Annotated in this window: 20 protein-coding genes; 15 read left to right on the plus strand and 5 right to left on the minus strand. The window is 34.6% G+C overall.

What is annotated here, in order from left to right; all coding sequences use genetic code 11:
• Positions 1-58 precede the first annotated feature (58 nt).
• Entirely contained in the window at positions 59-1,438 is a 1,380-nt protein-coding gene (locus tag LPB248_RS03960; protein ID WP_177210285.1) for a Gfo/Idh/MocA family protein, read from the plus strand.
• Between the two features lie 403 nt (positions 1,439-1,841).
• Here LPB248_RS03960 and LPB248_RS03965 read toward each other — a convergent pair whose 3' ends face one another.
• From LPB248_RS03965 to guaA, 4 genes are all read right to left on the minus strand, one after another.
• On the minus strand, positions 1,842-2,243 hold the full coding sequence (locus LPB248_RS03965) for an OsmC family protein (RefSeq protein ID WP_111378679.1): 402 nt from the start codon (positions 2,241-2,243) through the stop codon (positions 1,842-1,844).
• Positions 2,243-4,318, minus strand: coding sequence for a LysM peptidoglycan-binding domain-containing protein (locus tag LPB248_RS03970; protein WP_177210286.1), 2,076 nt, complete (start codon positions 4,316-4,318; stop codon positions 2,243-2,245). Before LPB248_RS03970 ends, LPB248_RS03965 begins: the two co-directional genes overlap by 1 nt.
• A 93-nt stretch (positions 4,319-4,411) precedes the next feature.
• Entirely contained in the window at positions 4,412-6,325 is a 1,914-nt protein-coding gene (locus LPB248_RS03975; RefSeq protein WP_177210287.1) for a LysM peptidoglycan-binding domain-containing protein, read from the minus strand.
• Positions 6,326-6,388: 63 nt separating this feature from the next.
• A complete protein-coding gene (guaA, locus tag LPB248_RS03980) occupies positions 6,389-7,918 on the minus strand; it encodes a glutamine-hydrolyzing GMP synthase (protein WP_012024443.1) in 1,530 nt (509 codons plus the stop codon).
• Between the two features lie 348 nt (positions 7,919-8,266).
• Here guaA and LPB248_RS03985 point away from each other — a divergent pair, with 348 nt between their 5' ends.
• The 7 genes from LPB248_RS03985 (at position 8,267) to LPB248_RS04015 (ending at position 16,876) form a co-directional block, all read left to right on the plus strand.
• The gene (locus tag LPB248_RS03985) at positions 8,267-9,607 is read left to right on the plus strand and encodes a TolC family protein (RefSeq protein ID WP_255463008.1); all 1,341 of its coding nucleotides are present in this window, start codon (positions 8,267-8,269) and stop codon (positions 9,605-9,607) included.
• Positions 9,608-9,617: 10 nt separating this feature from the next.
• Complete coding sequence (locus LPB248_RS03990) at positions 9,618-10,889, plus strand: efflux RND transporter periplasmic adaptor subunit (RefSeq protein WP_177210288.1); 1,272 nt, start codon at positions 9,618-9,620, stop codon at positions 10,887-10,889.
• A gap of 26 nt (positions 10,890-10,915) precedes the next feature.
• Entirely contained in the window at positions 10,916-11,677 is a 762-nt protein-coding gene (locus tag LPB248_RS03995; RefSeq protein ID WP_177210289.1) for an ABC transporter ATP-binding protein, read from the plus strand.
• Complete coding sequence (locus LPB248_RS04000; protein ID WP_177210290.1) at positions 11,664-12,884, plus strand: ABC transporter permease; 1,221 nt, start codon at positions 11,664-11,666, stop codon at positions 12,882-12,884. The genes LPB248_RS03995 and LPB248_RS04000 overlap by 14 nt, the downstream gene beginning before the upstream one ends.
• 154 nt (positions 12,885-13,038) lie before the next feature.
• Positions 13,039-13,566, plus strand: coding sequence for a hypothetical protein (locus LPB248_RS04005; protein ID WP_177210291.1), 528 nt, complete (start codon positions 13,039-13,041; stop codon positions 13,564-13,566).
• Between the two features lie 281 nt (positions 13,567-13,847).
• Complete coding sequence (locus LPB248_RS04010) at positions 13,848-15,584, plus strand: thiamine pyrophosphate-dependent enzyme (protein ID WP_177210292.1); 1,737 nt, start codon at positions 13,848-13,850, stop codon at positions 15,582-15,584.
• Between the two features lie 29 nt (positions 15,585-15,613).
• Entirely contained in the window at positions 15,614-16,876 is a 1,263-nt protein-coding gene (locus LPB248_RS04015) for an MFS transporter (RefSeq protein ID WP_177210293.1), read from the plus strand.
• A 72-nt stretch (positions 16,877-16,948) separates the two neighbouring features.
• On the opposite strand, the gene LPB248_RS04020 is transcribed toward LPB248_RS04015, so the two are convergent.
• The gene (locus tag LPB248_RS04020; RefSeq protein WP_177210294.1) at positions 16,949-17,665 is read right to left on the minus strand and encodes a hypothetical protein; all 717 of its coding nucleotides are present in this window, start codon (positions 17,663-17,665) and stop codon (positions 16,949-16,951) included.
• Between the two features lie 287 nt (positions 17,666-17,952).
• Here LPB248_RS04020 and LPB248_RS04025 point away from each other — a divergent pair, with 287 nt between their 5' ends.
• The 7 genes from LPB248_RS04025 to LPB248_RS04055 all read left to right on the plus strand — a co-directional run bounded on the left by LPB248_RS04025 (position 17,953) and on the right by LPB248_RS04055 (position 24,046).
• Entirely contained in the window at positions 17,953-18,879 is a 927-nt protein-coding gene (locus LPB248_RS04025) for a DnaJ C-terminal domain-containing protein (protein ID WP_177210295.1), read from the plus strand.
• Complete coding sequence (locus tag LPB248_RS04030; RefSeq protein WP_177210296.1) at positions 18,869-19,174, plus strand: chaperone modulator CbpM; 306 nt, start codon at positions 18,869-18,871, stop codon at positions 19,172-19,174. The genes LPB248_RS04025 and LPB248_RS04030 overlap by 11 nt, the downstream gene beginning before the upstream one ends.
• Positions 19,175-19,324: 150 nt before the next feature.
• Positions 19,325-19,705 (plus strand): RidA family protein, encoded by a 381-nt coding sequence (locus LPB248_RS04035; RefSeq protein WP_177210297.1) that lies wholly within the window; start codon positions 19,325-19,327, stop codon positions 19,703-19,705.
• A 153-nt stretch (positions 19,706-19,858) separates the two neighbouring features.
• Positions 19,859-21,094: a voltage-gated chloride channel family protein gene (locus tag LPB248_RS04040; protein ID WP_177210298.1), complete on the plus strand. Its 1,236-nt coding sequence runs from the start codon at positions 19,859-19,861 to the stop codon at positions 21,092-21,094.
• A gap of 192 nt (positions 21,095-21,286) precedes the next feature.
• Positions 21,287-22,291, plus strand: coding sequence for a DHH family phosphoesterase (locus LPB248_RS04045; RefSeq protein WP_177210299.1), 1,005 nt, complete (start codon positions 21,287-21,289; stop codon positions 22,289-22,291).
• 8 nt (positions 22,292-22,299) lie between these two features.
• Positions 22,300-22,956: a gliding motility-associated peptidyl-prolyl isomerase GldI gene (gldI, locus tag LPB248_RS04050; RefSeq protein WP_177210300.1), complete on the plus strand. Its 657-nt coding sequence runs from the start codon at positions 22,300-22,302 to the stop codon at positions 22,954-22,956.
• Between the two features lie 13 nt (positions 22,957-22,969).
• Positions 22,970-24,046 carry a peptidylprolyl isomerase gene (locus LPB248_RS04055; protein WP_177210301.1) on the plus strand — a complete coding sequence of 359 codons (1,077 nt, stop codon included), beginning with the start codon at positions 22,970-22,972 and terminating at the stop codon, positions 24,044-24,046.
• Positions 24,047-24,067: the final 21 nt, after the last annotated feature.

Consider the following 24,067-nt stretch of genomic DNA (forward strand, 5'->3'; position numbering starts at 1 on the left):
TCTCTAATTTGGTTCATTAGAGAGGTTGTTTTAAAAAATTATCTAACAATAATCACTCATGAAAATCACTTTCTTAAAACCTATAACGATCCTTTTTCTTTTGTTCGGATGGACAATTGCATCCGCACAAATGATTAAGACTAAAACTCCTGCACGTGCCAAAGGACAGCAAGATGTATTGAGAATGGCCGCAGATCCAATTCCAACCGTTCGCGTCGCTTTTATCGGACTTGGAATGCGTGGGCCTGGTGCGGTAGAACGTATGACACATATTCCGGGTGTAGAAATTGTAGCGTTGTGCGACATGACTCAAGAAAATACTGCAAAATCAAATGAGATTTTAACCAAAGCAGGTTTTCCAAAAGCACAAGAATTCTACGGTGACGAAAATGCTTGGAGAAAAGTAACGGCCTTGCCAAACGTAGATTTAGTATATGTTGCCACAGATTGGAAACATCATGCCGTAATTGGAGTTCAGGCTATGAAAGATGGAAAACATGTTGCAATAGAAGTTCCTGGCGCTTTAACTATGAAAGAAATCTGGGAGCTGATCGACACTTCTGAAAAAACGAGAAAACACTGTATGCAATTGGAAAATTGTGTTTACGATTTCTTTGAATTAACAACATTAAACATGGCACAACAAGGTGTTTTTGGAGAAATTCTTCATGCTGAAGGTTCTTACATTCATGGTTTACAGCCTTTCTGGGGAGAATACTGGAACAACTGGAGAATGGACTACAATATCAAACACCGCGGTGATGTTTATGCGACACACGGTATGGGGCCTGCGTGTCAGGCACTAAATATTCACCGTGGTGACAAAATGAATTTCCTAGTTTCTATGGATACAAAAGCCGTGGGAAATCCTGCTTACATTAAAGAAAAATCAGGACAAGAAATTAAAGATTTTAGAAATGGAGATCACACGATGACAATGATTCGTACTGAAAACGGAAAAACAATCCAAATTCAGCACGATGTGACTTCTCCTCGTCCCTACAGCAGAATGTATCAATTAAGTGGTACAAAAGGTTTTGCCAACAAATATCCATTAGAAGGTTATGCTTTGGATGGAAAAGAATTAGGTGATGATGTAAAACCAAATCACGAAAAATTGAGCGCACATTCTTTTGTTCCTGAAGAAGTGAAAAAAGCATTAATGGAAAAATACAAACACCCAATTGCCAAAGGAATTGAAGAACAAGCCAAAAAAGTAGGCGGTCACGGCGGAATGGATTTTATTATGGATTATCGTTTAATTCACTGTCTCCAAAAAGGACTTCCACTTGACATGGACGTTTACGATTTAGCAGAATGGTCTTGCCTTGGCCCATTAACAGAAATTTCATTAGACCATAATTCAGCACCCGTTGAAATTCCAGATTTTACGCGTGGAGGCTGGAATAAACTTAAAAAATTAGAGTTTTCAGAATAAATATTATTGGTTAGTTAAAGTGGGGACAAGAGAGCAAAGTAGATGTTGCTCTCTTGTCTGTTTTAGAGCGTTCATAAAATTTAGATTGTAAAAAATATGTCGCTCCTCTGGAGCTTTACATTGTAAACATCTATTTATTCTTTGCTATAAATATTTCGCTTCTCCGAAGCTAAAAAAAAGATCTCCTTTAAATGGGTGAACATTATATAAAAACATATTGCAAAGCCCCAGCGGGGCAAAATATTTATAGCATTTCAATAATCTTAATGAAAAAGCTCCAGAGGAGCGACATATTATAATAAACCTCTATTCTTTACTATAAATATTTTGCTTCTCCGAAGCCTACAAAAAAAGGAGCTGTCTTTTTGGGACACCTCCTTTCTTAATTTTATTTGAATAAAAATTAATTCCAGTTGAAAGTAATTTTCTTTTCGATTTCACTGCTTAAACTTAGAAAAACCGGACAAGTCATTGCAGCACGTTCTAAAATAGTTTTGCTTTTTTCGTCAGCGTTGCTTTTCATTTGAAATACAATTTCGATTGCTCCAATTCTTCTAGGTTCTGCATTCATAATTTTAGTTACTTCTGCTGTAGATCCAACAAAATCAACTTCTAAATCACGAGCTTTGATTCCCATAATTGTCATCATGCAGCTTGCTAGAGCATTAGCTACAGTATCTGTTGGAGAAAATGCTTCTCCTTTTCCGTTATTATCTACTGGTGCGTCAGAAATGATTTCGCTTCCTGATTGCACGTGAATTGAACTTGTTCTTAAATCTCCTAAATAGGTTACTTTTGATGTCATTAATTTGCTACTTTTAAAGTTAAGTCACTATCATAATATAAGATGTAAACGCCTTTATTAGCGTGTCCGCCATCTTCTTTTCTATAATATTGAAATTTATTATCTACTTGCTGAGTCGTCATCAAGTCAGCTGTTTCTTGAAATGTTTTTCCCTGCATCAAACGCATCATCGTGTCAAATGTCACATCAAAACCTCTTGTTGCATAAGTCGTTGGATTAGCTTTGTTTTTCAGACGATACTGCTTTTCATAAATTAAAACTGGCTGTTCGTCGCTCTCACGAGTAACAGATGGATACATTAATTTCAGTTTTACCAAATTATCAAAACTAATTTCGTCTGTATCTAATGTGCTATTTGGTTCCAAAATCACCAATTGCACCTGGCATGTTTTCTGAGAATCAAGTAGAGCTTTTATTGTTGCTTTAACCATTGCGGTATTACCCGTTTCCATTACAACATAATTCATTCGATTTGGCAGCAACAAACTTTTTAGATTAGCGACATCCAATCCGCCAGTCTCAGTCAAAGAAGCAAATGCAACCCCTTTTTGATTTTGTTTGATATAATTGATAACCGATTCTTTTTTCTTATCTACTACCGCAACAATATTACCGTTTTTAGAACGCATATAATCAAAAACCGAATTTCTAATCACATCATTTGAAGGTATTGTTTGGTATAAATTGTCAATCGGATTGGCACTATCTTTTGATAAAGGCGAAATTACAGGAACATTATAGGAACGCAACATATTTGCTGTCGTTTCTGCGTTACTTTGGTAAAATGGCCCAATGACAGCATCTGCATCTTGAAGTTTTGGAGTTAAACCTACAACATTAGAAGTTGTTTTAGTTTCTTGAGAATCGTAAATAGCAACATCAATTGGCAGTTTCAATGTTTTTGCAGAATCAATGGCCATCAAAGCTCCAGAATAAAAATCTAAAGTCATATTTAAGAACTTATCATTTTTAATTCTGTTAGCCGTTCCAGACGTATCGCTTTGTACTTTTGCCATATTAAAGGGAAGCAATAAAACAACTTTTTTACGCTCGTTAATCCCTCTTTTTTTGGTTAATTCTACAACTTCTACATTTTCGTTTTCTGTAGATTTTACTTTATCGACAATCTTAATTCCACCCCCAGTAGTTTCCATTGGTTTACTTAATGAAGAATCAGCTGGTTTTTCAGTAGGAACTTGTGCAGCTATAATTGGCGCAGGAGCTATGTATCCCGCAGGAACTTTCAAAACCATTCCTTCTTTTACACCTTCAGAAAGTGACGGATTTAAGGCTACTAATTCATCTTGTGTTAAATGAAAAACTCTTCCTAAACTATAAAACGTTTCTTTCGGTTTTACCTGATAATCCATGTAAGTAACTGCTTTTTTAGAAGCTTCAGCAGGTTTTTTACTTTCAGCAGGTTTTATTGTTTCTGCTGGAACACTATCCGTTTTTGGTGCTGTTCCTTTTATGGTTAATCTGTAACCAACTGGCAGGCTTGAAACAATATCCGGATTGCGTTTTTCCAATTCGTCAACAGTCATATTGTACTGTTTTGCAATTCCAAATTTTGTTTCTTTTGGCTGAACATCATGGTAAATATATTTTTCAGCACCTTTTTCTTTAGTAGGTTTAGTTGCTGTTTTTGGAGCCGATCCTTTTGCAGGAATAACTAGTTTCTGTCCAATCTGAACTCCTGTTTTTTCTAAAAACGGATTTGCCGCTTTTAAAGCTTCATCTGAAATTCCGTACTTGTGTTCAATGCTGTAAAATGTTTCTTTAGGCTGCACTTCATGGATTATTTCCTTTCCTGAAGTTGCAGGAGTTTTAGTTTCAGAAACCTCTTTTTTTGCTTCTCCTGTTTTTGTTGGAATTAAAAGCACAGAGTTTGGCACCAATCCTGTTCTTGCATCTGGATTGAGCTGGTAAATATCATAAGGCGTTACCTTAAATTTTTGTGCAATCTGATTAATAGTCTCACCGCTTGATACTTTATACTTAACCACTTTTTCCTGCGAAAAAGCACTTGAACTAATAAAGAATACAAAGGATAATAATGTTAAATAATATTTCATAATAAGGCTTAAAACAATTTAATTTCTAATTCTAAAATAAGTTTCAATTCTGCTAAAAGCAAAATTCGCGCCGTTTGTTTATTGCAATCAAATTTACCTCAAGTCGATTTCTACTTTGGCAATTATGATTTCTTTATATAACTCATCTTCTTCTTTTTTCTTGCATTTATAAAGCACTTCTTCCATGTTTTCATACTTATCGGTATAAACATAGTACGAAAGACTGTTAATATTGAAAAAGAAACTAGCATTAAAAGCACCAGAATCAATGAGTTTCATAATAAACTTATCGCGGTCAACTGCGTCTGTAAATATACCTAAAACTAAGTAATACCCGTTTGAAACTTCTCTAAGATTATCATAAACTTCTACTTTTACTGTTTTGTCAGTTCTTAAAGGATTGTCTTTCAATTCCTGTTTCATTTCTTCTAATGAAATTATTTTTGAATTTTCAGCGGTATTATTTTTCTTCTGTTTTTTAACCGCTTCGTCTTGATATTTCTTTAATTTCACCAAAGCCAGTTTATCATCAAATTTTCTAGCTTCCATGCTATAATAAGTAGCTTTGCTGATGTGTCTCTTTACTTCAATTTTTTTCTGAGTATCCAAAGAATCAATTTTAGCAATCAAAAGCTGATTTTTTTCATCTCCTTTTTGCTGGTCTTCTTTATAGCGTTTAATTTCTTCTAAAGACAAACGTTGTTGCAAAGGCTCTGTATTTGCCTTTTTTTCGCTTTCGCGGATTTTCTTCTTATATTCCTGATTTTCCTCAACAGCAATTTTCTCTACTTTGTTCATCAATCCGGCATAAACTTTTCTGTTTTCAGCCAATTCTTTTTTCAGCTGAGACGACAATTCATTGGTTTTATTGATTCCTTCAGAAGACTGTTTTTCTAATCTTTTAGATTCTTCAACATTTAAAATATCCATTCGCTTCAATTCCTTTAAATCGTCGTTCATTGAACTGACAAGCGAATCTAATTTTGCCATTAAAACATCCTGAACATTTTTATTGGCTTCTAAAACCAGACGCAATTTTTCAACCGAGTTTTCTTTCGAACCATTCATATCATTCAGATTTACTTTCAAATCATTAATTTTTATAATTTTCTGATTCATTTCTTTCTGAACAACCAAACGGTCTTTCAAATCTTCAATTTCTACTGTTTTCGCTTTTGTTTTTTCAACCACAACCTGTTTTTCAGCCAAAGCGAGCATTAATTCTTCGCTTTCATTTACTGGTTTAATTTCTTTGGTATTAATGGCTAATTTGTTCCCGACAATTAATCCGTTTACGATTTCAGGATTTTGAGATTCTAACTGATCTATCGAAATTCCGTATTTCTTTGCAATCGAAAATTTGGTTTCTTTTGGTTCAACAATATGAAAAACTGTTTCCTGATTGATGACGCGAACTCTTCCGTCTAGCGTTTTTCTTTTGTTTGGAATTGAAATCGTCTGTCCAATCTGCAAACCATTAATCAAAATATCTTTATTCAAATTTTCTAAATCTTGAACCGAAACATTGTATTGTCTCGCGATACTAAAAAGCGATTCTTTCGCCAAAACTTGATGAGAAGTTTTAGACGAAACAACATTTTCTTGTTTTGAAGAATACTCTAAATTTTGAGGAATAATTAATTCTTGACCTATTTGAAGTCCGCCAGCCAAAATTTCCTGATTGGCATTCTGAAGTGCTTCAACTGAAACATGATATTGTTTTGACAAACCAAACAATGTTTCTTTTGGTGCAACAATATGGGTTTGCTGCTTTGAAGATGTGTTTTCTGAGTGGTGAACTGGAATCTTTAAAACCTGATTGTCTTTGATTCCGTTTTGCGATTCGGGGTTGAGTTTGTAAATCTCCTCGATAGAAACCTTATACTTTTGGGCAATAAAATAAGCGGTTTCACCTTTTTGAATCTTGTGCTCGATAATTGAATCTTGCGCAGTTATTTTGTTAAAAGACAAAATAAACACAAGAGAAATTGTTAAAAGTTCTCTCATAAATAGTAGGTTATAAAAAATTAAGGCCTTACAAATGTAAGACCTTAATTTTAAATTATGCTACTATTCCCACTCAATTGTTGCAGGTGGTTTTGAACTAATATCGTAAACTACACGATTCACGCCTTTTACTTTATTGATGATATCATTTGACACTTTCATCAAGAAATCGTAAGGTAAATGAACCCAGTCAGCAGTCATACCGTCAGTTGATTCTACAGCTCTAAGCGCTACTACTTTTTCGTAAGTACGCTCATCACCCATAACACCAACACTGTTTACAGGAAGCAAAATTGCTCCAGCCTGCCAAACTTTATCGTATAATCCCCAAGATTTTAATCCTTCGATAAATACAGAATCTACATCTTGTAAAATCTGTACTTTCTCTGGAGTAATATCTCCTAAAATTCTAATTGATAATCCTGGTCCTGGGAAAGGGTGTCTTCCTAACAATTCAGGATCTATTCCTAATGTAGCTCCAACTCTTCTCACTTCGTCTTTGAAAAGCATTCTAAGCGGTTCTACAATTTTTAATTTCATATAATCTGGCAATCCACCAACATTGTGGTGCGATTTAATTGTAGCAGATGGTCCTTTTACCGAAACAGACTCGATAACGTCTGGGTAAATAGTTCCTTGCGCTAACCATTTTACGTCTTCTAATAAGTGTGATTCATCATCAAAAACTTCGATAAATACACGACCGATTGTTTTACGTTTTGTTTCTGGATCACTAATTCCCGCTAATTCGCCAAGGAAACGATCTCCAGCATCTACACCTTTTACGTTCAATCCCATTCCTTTGTATTGATCTAATACATTTTGGAATTCGTTTTTACGTAAAAGTCCGTTGTTTACGAAGATGCAATATAAATTTTGTCCGATTGCTTTGTTTAATAAAACTGCTGCTACAGTAGAATCTACTCCTCCAGATAAACCAAGAACTACTTTATCGTTTCCTAGTTTTTCTTTTAATTCTGCTACCATTTCATCAACGAAAGCATTTGGAGTAAAGTTTTGAGGAACTTCAGCAATTTTAACTAAGAAGTTTTCCAGCATTTTCTTTCCATCTGTTGAATGGTAAACTTCTGGATGGTATTGAATTGCATAAGTAGTTTCGCCTTCAATTTTGTAAGCTGCATATTCTACATCATGTGTGCTTGCAAGCTTTACAGCATTTGTTGGAAGCGCCTTGATGCTATCGCTGTGGCTCATCCAAACTTGGCTATTTTCTGAAACTCCTTCAAAGAAAGTTTCACCTTCTTTAATGTAAGACAAGTTTGCTCTTCCGTATTCTCTTGTGTTTGAAGCAGCAACTTCTCCACCACTAAAGTGTGCTAAATATTGTGCTCCATAACAAACAGCAAGTAAAGGCATTTTACCTCTAATTTGCGATAAATCAGGATGCGGTGCATCTTCCCCTCTAACAGAGAAAGGGCTCCCTCCTAAAATTACGGCTTTATAACTTGATAAATCACTTGGAATGTGATTGTAAGGAAAAATTTCGCAGAATATATTTAATTCGCGAACTCTACGCGCAATAAGCTGAGTATATTGCGACCCGAAATCTAAAATAAGTACGTTGTGTTGCATGCGCAAAAGTACTTTTTATATTTGAAATTGAAAAATTGATTTTTGATTTTTTTTCTGAAAGATCTTCAGCCTCTAAAACATCTAAAAAAATATCGAAAATTGCGTTCCTCATTCGATAAAAACATTAAGTTTTCTTTTCAATTTATTTAAGATTAAAATGGGATATAGCTGGTTTAAAGTGTTAAAATAATTGCTATATTTGATATAGTTATTCGTTTTAGCTACCAATAATTACGGATAACAAACCCAATCCCACCTTTAAATCAAATTCGTAATACGCTTAAAGCATTTTATTATCTTAAGTCTCAGGTTATAATTTATTTTTTTTAATTTAAATTAAATTCAGGTATGAGGTCATTTATGATAAATACTTTAAAGGTAATTTTGATTTTTCAGTGCGTGCAGATTACAGCACAAACAACTGAACAAAACCAATTGCCTGAAGTATGGAATCTTGAACAATGTATTGCTTATGCAAAGCAGCAAAACATTCAAATTAATACCTTACGGCTCACTACTAAATCGACAGAACAGGATTTACTATTGTCGAAAGCTGCAAAGTTTCCTAATCTTTTAGGAAATGCTTCGCAAACTTTTAATAATGCAAAAAATGCCGATTTAGTAGTAGGAGGTTTTCAGTCCCAATCAAGTTTTGCGGGTAATTATTCATTAGGATCATCTATGGTGCTGTATAATGGTGGTTATCTAAATAATGACATAAAACAAAAAGATCTCTATATCAAATCTGCGCAATTTAATGCCGAAGCTGCCGAAAATGATATTACCATTCAAATTACACAAGCTTATCTAACCATTTTGTTAGCAAAGGAAAACAGTGTGTACCTAAACGAGATTCTCGAAACTTCGAAAGCACAACTGAAACTCGGAGAATTAAAATACAATGCAGGAAGTATTGCTAAAAAAGATTATGTTTTACTAAAAGCACAATTGGCAACAGATAATTTTAATCTGATTACCTCGCAAAATACCGAACGTCAGAATGTTTTAACCTTAAAACAATTGTTGCAGCTTCCGTCAGGATATGAGTTAAATATTAGAAAACCAGAAATTCTTGATGCTACCCTACCCGTAGTTAACCTTGAAGAAGCTCAAAAAATAGCCTTAGAACAAAGACCAGAAGTGAAAAGCAGTTTGATAGAAAAAGAAGCTGCCGATCTGCAATTACAAAAATCTAAAGCTAGTTTTCTGCCTACACTTAGTGCAAGCGGAACTTTGGCTTCGGGGTATTCTGACAATCAAAAAACACCATATCCGACTCAAATAGACAACAACTTTTATCAGCGTTTGGGGCTTTCTTTAACAGTTCCAATATTCAATAACCGAATAGCGAAAACAGGAGTCGAAAAATCAAAAATTGCTATTGATCAGTCCAAACTTAATGTTACCAATACAGAAACAGTATTATCGCAAAAAGTAGAACAGGCTTATATTAATGTACTCAATGCACAATCTCAATATACAGCTGCACAGGAACAACTTGATGCCAATACCGAAAATTATCGAATTGCAAACGAACAATTGCGATTAGGAGGCATTAGCACTGTAGATTATTTGCTTGAGAAAAATTTATATGTTCAGGCATTTCAAAATTTCATTCAGGCAAAATACAATTCTGTTGTAAGCTTAAAAATATACGATTTCTATAAAGGTGATCCAATCAAACTATAAAAAGAGCAAAATGAAAAAAAGTAAATTAGCAATTCTCATCATCATTGGAGTTTTACTCGTAGGATCTATAGCATATTTTATTTTTCATAAAGATGGTAATAAAGTAGAACTGATTACAGAAAAACCACATTACGGAGATATCGCAACAAGTGTAACCGCAACTGGAAAAATACAGCCTGTAGATACCGTTGCTGTAGGAACACAAGTTTCGGGAACCATCCAAAAAGTATTTGTTGATTTTAACTCAGTTGTGAAAAAAGGACAGCTGCTGGCGCAAATAGACCAGTCTCTTTTTCTAGCTCAGGTACAGCAGATTGCAGCCAATTTGCAATTATCAAAAAACAACCTTGGTTACCAGCAATCCAATTTCAACAGACAAAATGAATTGTATAAAGCAGGCGGAATTAGCAGGGCTGATTATGAAACCGCAAAAAACCTTTATGACGTTGCGAAAGACAATGTAAACAGTGTCGCGGCTCAATTGCGTTCTGCAGAAAAGAACCTTTCGTACACCAATATTTATTCTCCAATTGATGGAACTGTCTTATCTAGAAAAGTAAGCGAGGGACAAACCGTTGCGGCGAGTCTTAATACGCCTACCTTATTTAGCATTGCCAAAGATCTAAGCAAAATGCAGGTTCGGGCATCTGTAGATGAAGCGGATGTAGGCAATGTAAAAGTGGGCGAAAATGCCACTTTTACCGTAGATGCTTTTCCCGATGATGTCTTTAAAGGAACTGTAATCGAGATACGTTTGGAACCCACTATTTCGTCAAATGTTGTTACGTATACTACCATTATCAATGCTCCAAATGATGATTTAAAATTAAAACCTGGAATGACAGCTAATATTATTATTTATACCAATGAAGTAAAAAACACCTTGCTTATTCCAGCAAAAGCGATTGCTTTCCAGCCTGATTCTACATTAGAAAAACAGTTTAAAATAAGGAAACTGTCTTTACGAAATCACAAAGGCGAACACAAAGGCAAAAACGGAAATAAATATGGTGGCAATTCAGGATTAAACAATAAAACTCTCGATACGATTGACCATAAAAAAGCAATTGTATGGAAAAAAGTAGGCGATTCGATAATTCCAAAACACATACGAATAGGATTAGATGATGATATTAATGTTCAAGTCATTAGAGGATTAACAGCTCAAGATGAAATCATTACGGGAGTAAATGCATCAAAACAAACCAAAGGCGCTAAAGCAACAGAATCAAGTCCGTTTATGCCAAAACGAGGTGGCGGCGGTGGAGGAAGAAGACAATAGCAACAAACCACACAAAAGCAATTGTAATGAAAAAAAAGATTCTTGAAATACAAGACCTTAAAAGAGAATTTACCATGGGATCTGAAACTGTAAGAGCTTTAAAAGGCGTTTCTTTTGATGTTATGGAAGGTGAATTTATTACCATTATGGGAAGCAGTGGTTCCGGAAAAACAACTATGCTTAATATTTTGGGATGTTTGGACAAACCATCAGACGGGAATTATATACTCGATGGAGTCAATGTCAAATCATTATCCAAAACTGAACTGGCGGCTTTACGAAACACTAAAATTGGTTTTATTTTTCAGTCCTATAATCTTTTAGCGCGCACTTCGGCAATAGAGAATGTTGAATTGCCATTATTATACAATTCTAAAGTCTCTGCAAAAGAAAGGCGAGAAAGAGCTATAAATGCTTTAGAAGCTGTAAAGTTAGCTGATCGATTAGATCACTTTCCAAATCAGCTTTCAGGCGGACAACAGCAGCGTGTAGCCATTGCGAGAGCTCTAGTAAATGACCCTGTGATGATACTTGCAGATGAAGCTACAGGAAATCTCGACACCAGAACCTCATACGAAATCATGGCGCTAATTCAAGAATTGAATTCGAAAGGAAAAACGATAATTTTTGTAACTCATGAACCCGATATCGCGGCCTTTAGCAGTAGAACTGTAACACTTCGCGACGGAAGGATAACGAAAGACTTTAATAACCAAAACATAAAATCGGCCGTACAAATGCTAGCCGATTTTCATGTAGACGAAGATTATAAATATGAAAATAGCTAATCTTTTTCTAATCGCCTTAAAAGCGCTTCGACGCAACAAACTTCGTGCATTATTAACCATGCTCGGAATTATTATTGGTGTTGGCTCTGTAATTGCAATGGTTGCAATTGGTCAGGGATCAAAAAAAAGCATTCAGGATCAGTTGTCCAGTATGGGATCTAATATGATTACCATTAGACCAAATAGCAATGTATCGGCAGGAGCGCGTTTAGATATTTCGAGCGTTCAGACCTTGACACTTAGTGATGTTGAAGCACTTAAAAAAGAGTCAAAACATTTAAATGCAATTTCTCCTGCAGTTTCCAGCAAAGGTCAGGCAATTAATGGTGCGCTAAACTGGCCAACGAGTATGCAAGGCGTGAGTGTTGATTATCTTAAAATTAGAGACTGGCCACTTAAGGAAGGAATTATTTTTAGAGAATCTGATATTCATACCGCAAATAAAGTCTGTTTAATTGGTCAAACTGTTGTAGACAATATATTTCCGTATGGAGTAAATCCTATTGGGCAAATCATTCGTTTTAATAAAATTCCGTTTCGAATTATTGGAGTTTTGCAATCAAAAGGAGAAAATGCATTTGGGCAAGATCAAGACGATATTATTATTGCGCCTTATACTACCGTACAAAAAAGAATAACAAACTCTATTTATCTCCAAAATATTTATGCCTCCACAACAGACGAAAGTCAGACACAATTGGCAACAGATGAAATCGAGCAGATTATGCGCACAGCACATCGATTAAAAGCCAATGACGATGATGATTTCTCTGTACGAACACAGGCAGAATTAATCAACACTTTTAGTTCAACAAGCCAACTACTAACGGTATTGTTAACTGCAATATCGGGAATTTCGCTCTTGATTGGAGGAATAGGCATTATGAATATTATGTATGTTTCGGTTACAGAACGAACCAAAGAAATCGGTTTACGTATGTCTATTGGCGCAAACGGAAGAGATATTTTATTACAATTTTTAGTGGAAGCAATTTTAATCAGCTTAACTGGAGGATTAATTGGAATAGTTTTAGGAATTATAGCATCAGAATTAATACAATACTTTCTGCACTGGCCTACCCTAATTTCCGAATCTTCTGTAATACTTTCATTTTTGGTTTGTGCTATCACAGGTATTTTCTTTGGTTATTATCCTGCACTAAAAGCGTCAAAATTAGATCCAATAGAAGCATTGCATTATGAATAGTTTTTTTGAGGTTCAAAGGTACAGAGTTACAGAGGTTCAAAGGTAAATGAAGCGTAAAACCTTTGTCCCTTTGAATCTTTGTTACTTTGAACCTCAAAAAAAAATCCAAACATTCCAAAAAATCGTATTTACACAAAACCGTATAAATTAAACTATGAAATCAAAATTTATTGCCTTGACCGTTTTTTTGTCAATTTTATTTTCTTCTTGTAATACTGTAGATGATTTATTGACTTTTACTATTTCGAATAATGCTTCGATTAAAATTCAAAGCACCACTCCAATTAATCTTCCTTTAGAAATTATTACGCCAGAAGTCACAACCAATTCTTCAGCTGAATTTCAAAATAATAAAACAAAAGCAAGTTTAGTAAAAGATGTTAAAATCAAATCATTAAAACTAACAATTACAGATCCTTCAGACAAAACTTTTACGTTTTTAAAATCGGTTCATTTGTATATCTCAACAGCCAATTCAGATGAAATAGAATTAGCTTACCAAGACAATATCAACGTCTCAAGCAATACAATCGATTTGATTTGTACAGATAAGAGATTGGATAAATACATAAAAGCAGATAGCTACAAAATAAGAACACAGGTAACATTAAAAGAGACTTTAACAAAAGATGTAACGGTAAAAGCAGATATGAAATTTAAAGTTACTGCAGATCCATTTTAATTTAAAGCGCTAAATTTATGAGTGACTAAGTGTATAAAATTTCAAATATAAAAAGAGAGGTTCTAAAAATATTAGAATCTCTCTTTTTATATTTTCACAAAATGAAAAACTTAACACCTTAGCAGCTTAGTTTCTTAACACCTTTAAAAGAAAACCAATTCTTTTCCTTAATTTTATAAGGCCCTTTACATCATTGCTTGATTTATATTAAAATATAATTATTAAGAAAGTTAATCATAACCAATGTATACTTCTGAATATTAATTTTAAAAATATAACACATGAGTAAAATAGTTGCCGAACAATTAGTCGACATGTTGGTAGAAGCCGGAGTAAAACGTGTTTATGCAGTTACCGGAGACAGTTTAAATCATTTTAATGATGCCATACGCAGAAATGGAAAAATAAAGTGGATTCATGTACGCCATGAAGAAGTTGGAGCGTATGCCGCTGCCGCTGAAGCCGAACTCGACGGATTTGCTGTTTGTGCCGGAAGCTGTGGTCCAGGACATGTTCATCTAATTAATGGCCTGTACGATGCACACCGTTCTCACGTACCTTTGCTTGCCATTGCTTCTACAATTAATACTGGCGAAATGGGCATGGATTATTTTCAGGAAACCAATACTATCAAACTTTTTGATGATTGCAGCTATTACAATCAAATGATTATGACAGCTGAGCAAGCGCCTCGCATTATTCAAACTGCTATACAACATGCTTTAGGAAAAAAAGGTGTTGCAGTTATTGGTTTACCAGGTGATGTTTCTCAATTAAAAGCTGTAGAAAGCAGCATCTCAACTCAGTTTTTTCATTGCAATCCTATAATCCGACCTTCTGATACTGAATTACAGCAATTGGCAAAAGCCATTAACGAAAGCACAAAAATAACTTTATTCTGTGGTATTGGAGCCGAAAAAGCTCATGATCAAGTTGTACAATTATCACAGCATATTAAAGCTCCCGTAGGATATTCTTTCCGCGGAAAAATGAGCATTCAACCCAACAACCCAAACGAAATAGGGATGACAGGTTTATTAGGGCTTCCGTCTGCTTACCATAGCATGCACGAATCTCATTTGGTTTTATTGTTAGGAACAGATTTTCCTTATGATAAATTCATGCCTTCTGATAATAAAATTATTCAAATTGATACAAGTTCTGAGCGTTTAGGCCGAAGAGCCAATCTTTATATGGGGTTATGCGGTGACGTTGCCGATACTATAGAAGCTTTACTTCCGCTCCTAGAAACCAAAACCGATGATAGTTTTTTAAATGCTCAGTTAAAATTCTACAACACTGTAAAAGAAAACATGAATACTTATGTCAATGATAATGGCGGAGAAGACACAATTCAACCCGAATATGTAGCGCGCATTATTGACAAATTAGCTTCTAAAGATGCGATTTTTACTGTTGATACCGGAATGTCGTGTGTTTGGGGTGCTCGTTTTATTAAAGGAACTGGCGAACGAAAAATGCTAGGTTCTTTTAATCACGGATCAATGGCTAATGCAATGCCAATGGCAATTGGCGCAGCTCTTGCTCATCCCGAAAAACAAGTTATTGCCATGTGTGGTGACGGAGGTTTATCAATGCTATTGGGTGATTTGGCTACGATACATCAATACGATATTCCCGTTAAAATTATTGTATTCAACAATCGCGCTTTAGGAATGGTCAAACTAGAAATGGAAGTTAATGGTCTACCTGATAACGAAACCAATATGGTTAATCCAGATTTTGGTTTAATTGCTCAAGCAATGGGTTTTCAGGGCATAAATGTTCATAAACCCGAAGAAGTTGAGACAGCAATTCAAAATGCTTTTACTCATAATGGCCCTGTATTATTGAATGTATTTACAAATCCGAATGCTTTGGCAATGCCTCCAAAAATAGAATGGGAACAAGTTGTAGGTATGGCAAAATCAATGACAAAATTAATGCTTGGAGGGAAAATGGAAGAAGTTTTTGATACCATAAAATCTAATTACAAACACCTTAAAGAAGGTTTGTAAAGTTGTACTAATTTAAAAAGAGCCATCTTATGGATACAAACAGTACAAAATCGTACACCAAATATTATGTCATTGCTTGGGTATTTGGTCTTATTTTTTATTTTTTAGATTATGTAATACGTTCTGCTCCAGCGGTAATGCTTCCAGAACTTTCGAAGACTTTCTCGGTAAATGAAATTAGATTAGTTACCATAATTGGCACGTATTATTACACGTATTCTACCTGCAGTTTAATTGCAGGAATCGCACTCGATAGATTTGGAGCCAAATATTCGCTCTTTACGGGAGCTTTCATTTTAGGAATTGGTTGTTTATTATTTATGATTTCGAGTCAGTTTTTGGGTGTTGCTGGCCGATTGCTTCAAGGTGCCGGATGTGCTTTTGCTTTTCCGGGCTGTGTATATCTTGCCAGTAAAGGATTTTCGGCAAAATCGTTGGCAACAGCAATTGGATTTACACAATGTCTCGGAATGCTCGGAGGTTCTGCTGGGCAATTTGTGGTTGGACCCTGGATAGAAGAAGGAATGCACATAGACATTTTCTGGCTTTCAATCGGAATTTTTACCATAATTGTTGCTTTCGGCCTTTGGTTTGTAACTCCAGCCGATATAACAGAAAAAAAAGAAGAAAGTGCAGTAAAAAAACAAGGTGTTTTAGAACCTTACAAAATCGTTTTCAGCAATCCACAATCTTGGTTCTGTGGTATAATATCTGGGTTATTATTTGCTCCAACTACAATATTTGCAATGACTTGGGCTGTAGATTTTTTTCAGAAAGATCGTGCTTTAGATTTTCATACCGCAACCATATCAAGTGCAATGGTAGCTTTTGGCTGGGTATTTGGATGCCCACTCTTAGGATATATTACAGACAAGCTAAAAAGGCGAAAACCAGTTTTAGTAGCTGGAGCCTTATTGATGATTGTAACCTTAATCCAGTTACTGTATTTTCCCGATATTCTGACTACTAAATACAGTATGTTCTTATTGGGCGTAGCTTCTGGAGCAGCCATGATTCCTTACTCAATAATAAAAGAAGCCAATCCAGATAATGTAAAAGGAAGTGCCACAGGAGCCATTAATTTTATAACTTTTGGCGTAACAACACTTTTAAGCCCATTATTTAGTCGCCTATTTGGTCAAACTTTAAATAATACTCTTAATAAAGCGCTACATTTTCAGCAAGCTGGTTTGTTTTGGATTATTGGCATTACGATAGCTATTTTGATAAGTTTTCTTTTGAAAGAAACAGGTGAAGGAAAACACGCAAATTCTACTAAGGTAGTTATCTAAAAAAAATAAGATAAGATCAAAAATGGTCTTATCTTATCTTATCTTATCTTATCTTATTTTTTTATCTTTTTTTTATTCCTCTTTCGTAACAACAATCGACGCTTTAAAACCTGCGGCAAGATTATCCCAATAATCATTTGTTACCAAATTACCCTTATCGTCGTATACTTGTATTTCTGCAGTATTACCTCCTAGCGTACCAATATTGAGAGCTTCAAAATCTAATTTATTAAAACCTGGTACAAGATTAATTTTTACTTGCTGAAAATTAGAATCCAATAAAATTCTATCGCGAATTACGTAATCATTTGAAGAAACTTTTACTAAATCTCCGTCAATTGCCCCAAAATCACGGAACTTAACAATAAAGAATGCTGATTTGGTTTTAAAATCTCCTAAAGAAATATTTTTCTTTACCAATACTCCACGACCTTCTCTTAGTCCGGCATCTTTTAAAGATTTATCTAAATCTTTTTCCATTTTTGCTACATATCGATCGCCTGGATTAGCAAAATCGGTTTCTGTAGACATGGTAAATTTGCTTTTTTCTTCTCCAATCTGAAATTTTGATTTTGGAGTTATAGTCGTATTTTCAAAAACATTAGGAGTTTTAATCGCTGGCATATCATTAAAATCTGCCAATGGATCTTTGACTTCAGGAACTGGAGTCTTTTTAGGCTTGGCAGTAAATTTCCCTCCAGGAATAGTTTTGAATTTAGTACTAGACTCTATTTGGGCTGATACAGACAGTGCAGTAAAAAATAATATGAAAAATAAAATGTGCTTCATTGAAAAAAGTATTATCGAATCGCCTTTTATAATTAATATAAATCAAAAGTCCAGCTTCACAAAAATAGTATAATTTACTTACTTGCTACAACTTTAGGAGTTTTATAACATTAAATTAAGCTAATTTTTGGAATCAAAAAACCTGCCAAAATTTTTTACTTCAAAAAAAAAAATTTCAAATCTTATAAATTCCAAAAACTCACTTTATAAAAACATTCAGCATTTTGATTATTAACAACTTATTCTTACCTTGAAGACTTTATTTACCATTTATAAATCTCAGAAAAATGGATTATATCGATTATTACAAAGTATTAGATGTTACAAAATCGGCTACGGAAGCAGACATCAAAAAAGCATATCGAAAACTGGCGAGAAAATACCATCCTGATTTGAATCCGAATGATAAAGAAGCCGAGAAGAAATTCAAGGAAATAAATGAAGCTAATGAAGTTTTAAGCAATCCTGAAAATCGAAAGAAATACGATAAATACGGAAAAGACTGGAAACATGCTGACGAATTTGAAAAAGCAGGTTACGATCCTAATCAGCAGCAAAGCAGACAGCAAGGTGGTTATCAATATTCTGAAGGTGATTTCTCTGGTTTTGGAGGCGGAGACTTTTCTGGAAGCGACTTTTCAGATTTTTTCAATTCGATGTATGGAGGTGGAAAATCGAGATCGCAGGCTAAATATAGAGGACAGGATTTTAATGCCGAATTGGAACTAGATCTTAAAGCAGCTTATACCACACATAAACAAAACTTAACTGTAAACGGAAAAAATATTCGAATTGCAATTCCTGCTGGTGTAGAAAATGGGCAGATTATTAAAATTCCGAATCATGGCGGTCCAGGTGTTAACGGCGGACCAAATGGTGATTTATACATCACTTTTATCATTTCTAACAATTCAGATTTTAAACGAGAAGGCAACAATCTTTATGCCGAGGCTCCAATTGATTTATACACGGCAATTTTAGGCGGAGAAACTTACATCAATACTTTTGACGGAAAGGTAAAAATTAAAGTGCCACCAGAAACGCAGCCTGGAACCAAAGTGAAGTTGAAAGGAAAAGGTTTTCCTGTTTATAAAAAAGAAAATCAGTTTGGCGATTTATACATTACATACACTATAAAACTCCCAACAAAACTGTCGAATAAAGAAAAAGAATTATTTGAAGAATTAGCAAAACTCAGAAGTCATGAAAAATAAAAACTTGATCCAGATAAAACAGTTTTGTATTTACCACGAAATTGAAAATACTTTTATAACCGAACTTAATAACTACGGACTCATTCATATTATTACACAAGAAAATGACGAATTTCTGGAACCAGAACAGCTTCCAACGGTCGAAAAAATGATCCGAATGCATTACGATCTTAAAATAAATCTGGAAGGAATTGATGCAATTGCACATTTATTAGATAAGATTGAGGCCTTACAGCAAAATTTAAATACGGTACAAAACAAGCTTCGACTATACGAAGAAAAAGAAACCGAATAACGATTAATATCACAAAAAAGCTTGATTTCTGAATTGATTTCAAGCTTTTTTTAATCGCTGTAAAAACCATAATTCTTAAATTGCAGAATCTTTAATCAACCTGAATTTGCTTTTAAAACCATACAGACAAATTCGCAAAAATTATAAAAAATGAAAAGAGAAAACATCTTAACTGGATCTCCGTGGGAAGACAAAATGGGTTATTGCCGTGCCGTAAGAATTGGCAATATTGTGGAAGTTTCTGGAACTGTAGCCATTGTTGACGGCGATAAAGTAAAAGCTGATGACGCTTATGCTCAAACGTATAATATTTTGGAACGAGTAGAAAAAGTTTTAGAAGATTTAAATGTAAGCATGAAAGACGTTATTAGAACAAGAATTTTCACAACAGACGTTTCTACTTTCGAAGAAGTAGCTAGAGCACACGCTGCTTTCTTTAAAGATGTAAAACCAACTACAGGATTTTACGGAATCAGTAAATTGGTTGCTCCGGAATATTTGGTGGAAATCGAATTTACTGCTGTAGTATAATATTTTTTTTCAGCCACGAATTTCGCTAATTTTCACGAATTATTTCTATTCGCCATTTCGAAAAAGTATGGCGAAAACTCGATTAAATCGTTTTTTCCTATTTTAATTCGTGAAAATTCTTGAAATTCGTGGCAAACTTTTTAGAATTCATTAATGACTTCCTTAAATCCAAAACAATTCCTTCTTTCTCTTCCAAAATGGATTCTTATCTGTGCTTTAATCGGAATACTTTCCGGATCGGCTTCAGCATTTTTCTTAGTTTCTTTAGAATGGGTGACGCAATTTAGAGTTCAGCACGACTGGATTATATGGCTTTTACCTTTCGGTGGATTTCTAGTTGGATTGAGTTATTACTATTGGGGAGAATCAGTTGCGAAAGGAAACAATCTTTTACTGGAAGAATACGAAAACCCTAAAAAAGTCATTCCTTTTAAAATGGCTCCTTTAGTTCTTTTAGGAACGCTTTTGACTCATTTATTTGGAGGATCTGCAGGACGCGAAGGAACAGCCGTTCAAATGGGAGGCGCAATTGCCGATCAATTCACAAAGTTTTTCAATCTAAATAATTCAGAACGCCGAATTTTAATCATTCTCGGTATCAGTGCTGGATTTGCTTCTGTTTTTGGAACACCTCTTGCGGGAGCTATTTTTGCTTTGGAAGTTTTATATTTCAGTAAAATTAATTTTAAAAGCATTCTTCTTTCTTTTTTAGTCGCTTATGCAGCTTATTTTACTGTAGAATTCTGGGAAATTAAACATACACATTATAGTATTCCAATCGTTCCAGAACTTAGTTTAAACAACATTATTTTTACTATAATTATTGGAATTTTATCTGGATTTGCTGCTCTATTATTTTCTAGAAGCACACATTTCTGGGGTTCTCTTTTTTCAAAAACCATTAAATATCCCCCACTTCGCCCTGTAATTGGCGGTGTAGTTTTGGCTATTGCCATTGCTGGTTTCGGATTTACAAAATTCTCTGGTTTGGGAGTTCCCGTTATAGTCGATTCTTTTTCCAATACAAACCAATGGTACGATTTTCTGCTAAAAATTTTATTCACCGGATTCACGTTAGGAGCTGGTTTTAAAGGTGGCGAAGTAACTCCGTTATTTTTTGTCGGAGCTACTTTAGGAAGTGCCTTATCAACTGTAATTCCGATGCCAATTGCGCTTTTAGCAGGAATCGGATTTGTTGCGGTTTTCTCAGGCGCAACCCACACTCCTATTGCCTGTACCATTATGGGAATGGAATTGTTTGGAATTGCTCCCGGAATCTTCATCGCAATTGCCTGTACAATTGCTTATTTTTCTTCTGGTTCTGTCGGAATTTACAAATCTCAAATTGTAAAAGGTGCGAAATATAAATTGTACCAGAGATTTCTTTAAACGGAGTTTTCAGTCGCAGTTTACACTCTCAGTTTCAAAATAAAAAAATCCGCCCAAATCCGCATTTTCGCGATAGTGAATCAGTTTCATCCACGTACATTTTTTTTAACCCTAAAATATCTGAAAACTGAAACTGAAAACTGCGACTAAATATTTTCAGCATTACATTAAAAAAATGTAAATTCGCAAACTATGAAAATACAAGATATTCAAGCAATTCAATTATTGCTTGCTACGCCAAAGAAAATTGCAATTATTCCGCACAGAGGACCAGATGGTGACGCCATGGGTTCGACTCTAGCTTTATACCATTTTTTACTCAAAAATAATCATCAGCCAACTGTTATTTCTCCAAATGATTTTCCTGATTTTTTAGCTTGGCTTCCAGGTTCAGAAACAGTTAAAGTTTATGAAAAAGACACTCAAAACTGCATTAAAATATTAGAAGAAGCTGAACTTATTTTTACGCTGGATTTTAATGCTTTTCATCGCACTGGCGAAATGGAGCATACTCTGGCAAAACTTACAGCACCATTTATCATGATCGATCATCATGAAAAACCTCATGATTATGCTGCTTATACATACTCAGACACTTCTTTCGGATCTACTTGTGAAATGGTTTATAATTTTATTGCCTTTTTAAATAAAAAAGAAGATATCGATAAAACCATAGCAACTTGCATCTATACTGGAATTTTGACTGATTCTGGTTCATTCCGTTTTCCAGGAACTACAGGAAACACGCATAGAATTATTGCCGAATTAATTGATTTAGGAGTTGAAAACACTCAAATTCCGGTTTTACTATACGATAATAGTTCTTTTAGCCGTTTGCAGTTATTAGGCCGTGCACTTCAAAATATGAAAATTTTTGAAGAACATAAAACGTCTTACATGACTCTTACACAGGAAGAACTGGATTCGTTTAACTATGTAAAAGGCGATACTGAAGGAATTGTAAACTACGGATTGAGCATTCGTGGAATTGTTTTTACAGCCATATTTATTGAAAACAAAGAAGAGAAAATAATTAAAATTTCTTTCCGTTCTCAAGGAGGATTTGATGTAAATCAATTTGCAAGAGATCACTTTAACGGAGGCGGACATGTTAATGCAGCTGGAGGAAGATCTGAAGATTCTATGGAAAACACCATTAATAAATTTGAAGATTTAGTAAAAAAACTAAAATTATAGTCCAAATCATGAATTACCTAAAACTTAGCATTTACACTTTGCTTTTTGCTGTTTTAATAAGCAGCTGTAAGCATCATGAAGAAGCCAGAAGACCAATTTCTAGAGCTTCGGGAACATTCATGAAAAAATCGGCAGACCGAAATAAAAAATTAGTGGCCAACGAAGAGGAAGTCATAAAAAAAATAATCAAAAGCAATCCGAAAGTAAAGTATTTTGCCACTCCAAAAGGATATTGGTTTTGTTATGAAGAAAAGAATGCTACAGAAACACTAGCTCCTAGAAAAGGCGATATTGCCTATTTTAACATGGAAATAAAAGACATAAAAGGCAACGTCATTTATTCAGAATCTGATCTTGGACCTCAAACTTATTATGTAGACAAACAAGACATTATGATGGGGTTGCGTGACGGAATCAAAAGAATGCATAAAAATGAAACTATTACGTTTTTATTTCCATCACATATGGCTTATGGATATCATGGAGACAATAAAAAAATTGGCACGAACGAATCTTTAATTGTTACCGTTACGCTTAGAAATTTTGTTCCAGATCCAACTGCGCAAACAGCAAAACCTGCTGCACAGCCTACTCAAACCGTAACACCAAAACCTGCAGTTGCAAAACCTGCAGCGCCAGCTAAAAAAGACACATTAACTCAATAAACAATATCTTAAAATGAAAAAGAGTATTTTATTATTACTAATAGCCGTAAGCTCATTTTATTCTTGTAAAGACGATCATAGCAATCTGCCAGATGGTTTATATGCTGACATCGAGACAAACAAAGGTCACATTATTGTAGAACTTGATTACAAAAAAGCCCCAATAACGGTCGCTAACTTCGTGACTTTAGCTGAAGGTAAAAACGAGTTTGTAACACATGAAAACCTTAAAAACAAGCCTTTCTTTGATGGTTTGAAATTCCATAGAGTTATTGAAAGCTTCATGATTCAGAGTGGTGATCCATTAGGAACTGGTTCTGGAGATACTGGTTATAAATTTAAAGATGAATTTTCAGATTTAAAATTTGACAAAGCAGGTGTTTTGGCAATGGCTAATAATGGTCCAGGTACAAACAGCAGCCAATTTTTTATCACACACGTTGAAACTCCTTGGTTAGATGGAAAACATACTATTTTTGGTCATGTTGTAGATGCAAAAGATCAGGAAGTAGTAAACAAAGTGGTACAGGGCGACAATATCGTTTCTATAACTATTATCAGAAATGGTGAAGCCGCTAAGAAATTTGATGCTGTAAAAGTATTCCATGATTATTTTGCTGACATTGCAAAAGAACAAAGCAAATACGCTGGCGTTCAAAAAGAAAAAGTAGATTATTATACTGCTTTAAAAGCAAAAGCAACTAAAACTACTAGTGGTTTAGAATATGTAATTACAGAAAAAGGAAGCGGTAAAAAACCTGCTGCAGGAAGTCCAATTTACATTCATTACGCTGGTTTCCTTGAAGACGGAACTCTATTTGACGCTAGTATTGAAGAAGTGGCAAAACAATTCGGAAAATACGATCCTGCAAGAGCGGCACAAGGCGGCTACCAACCAATTCAATTTCAAGCTGGTAAAAAAGATGGTTTAATTCCTGGTTTTATTGAAGGAGTTGAGCAATTATCTTACGGAGATAAAGCAGTTCTTTTCATTCCATCTCACTTAGCTTATGGAGCAACTGGTGCTGGAGGTGTGATTCCGCCAAATGCTAATATCATCTTCGAAATCCAGATTTCAGACAAACAGTAATTGAATTAAAGACTTAAAATT

This window comes from Flavobacterium sp. LPB0248 (genome assembly GCF_013388355.1).
Taxonomy (GTDB): domain Bacteria; phylum Bacteroidota; class Bacteroidia; order Flavobacteriales; family Flavobacteriaceae; genus Flavobacterium.

Bases quoted from the DNA above. Each gene is read 5' to 3' on its own strand.
- LPB248_RS04015 (WP_177210293.1), top strand. From the start codon at position 15,614: ATGGATACAAACAGTACAAAATCGTACACCAAATATTATGTCATTGCT.
- LPB248_RS04010 (WP_177210292.1), top strand. From the start codon at position 13,848: ATGAGTAAAATAGTTGCCGAACAATTAGTCGACATGTTGGTAGAAGCC.
- LPB248_RS03970 (WP_177210286.1), bottom strand. From the start codon at position 4,318: ATGAAATATTATTTAACATTATTATCCTTTGTATTCTTTATTAGTTCA.
- LPB248_RS04025 (WP_177210295.1), top strand. From the start codon at position 17,953: ATGGATTATATCGATTATTACAAAGTATTAGATGTTACAAAATCGGCT.
- LPB248_RS04005 (WP_177210291.1), top strand. From the start codon at position 13,039: ATGAAATCAAAATTTATTGCCTTGACCGTTTTTTTGTCAATTTTATTT.
- LPB248_RS04020 (WP_177210294.1), bottom strand. From the start codon at position 17,665: ATGAAGCACATTTTATTTTTCATATTATTTTTTACTGCACTGTCTGTA.
- LPB248_RS04030 (WP_177210296.1), top strand. From the start codon at position 18,869: ATGAAAAATAAAAACTTGATCCAGATAAAACAGTTTTGTATTTACCAC.
- LPB248_RS04040 (WP_177210298.1), top strand. From the start codon at position 19,859: ATGACTTCCTTAAATCCAAAACAATTCCTTCTTTCTCTTCCAAAATGG.
- LPB248_RS03960 (WP_177210285.1), top strand. From the start codon at position 59: ATGAAAATCACTTTCTTAAAACCTATAACGATCCTTTTTCTTTTGTTC.
- LPB248_RS04000 (WP_177210290.1), top strand. From the start codon at position 11,664: ATGAAAATAGCTAATCTTTTTCTAATCGCCTTAAAAGCGCTTCGACGC.
- LPB248_RS03990 (WP_177210288.1), top strand. From the start codon at position 9,618: ATGAAAAAAAGTAAATTAGCAATTCTCATCATCATTGGAGTTTTACTC.
- LPB248_RS03965 (WP_111378679.1), bottom strand. From the start codon at position 2,243: ATGACATCAAAAGTAACCTATTTAGGAGATTTAAGAACAAGTTCAATT.
- gldI (WP_177210300.1), top strand. From the start codon at position 22,300: ATGAATTACCTAAAACTTAGCATTTACACTTTGCTTTTTGCTGTTTTA.
- guaA (WP_012024443.1), bottom strand. From the start codon at position 7,918: ATGCAACACAACGTACTTATTTTAGATTTCGGGTCGCAATATACTCAG.
- LPB248_RS04045 (WP_177210299.1), top strand. From the start codon at position 21,287: ATGAAAATACAAGATATTCAAGCAATTCAATTATTGCTTGCTACGCCA.
- LPB248_RS03975 (WP_177210287.1), bottom strand. From the start codon at position 6,325: ATGAGAGAACTTTTAACAATTTCTCTTGTGTTTATTTTGTCTTTTAAC.
- LPB248_RS03985 (WP_255463008.1), top strand. From the start codon at position 8,267: ATGAGGTCATTTATGATAAATACTTTAAAGGTAATTTTGATTTTTCAG.
- LPB248_RS04035 (WP_177210297.1), top strand. From the start codon at position 19,325: ATGAAAAGAGAAAACATCTTAACTGGATCTCCGTGGGAAGACAAAATG.
- LPB248_RS04055 (WP_177210301.1), top strand. From the start codon at position 22,970: ATGAAAAAGAGTATTTTATTATTACTAATAGCCGTAAGCTCATTTTAT.
- LPB248_RS03995 (WP_177210289.1), top strand. From the start codon at position 10,916: ATGAAAAAAAAGATTCTTGAAATACAAGACCTTAAAAGAGAATTTACC.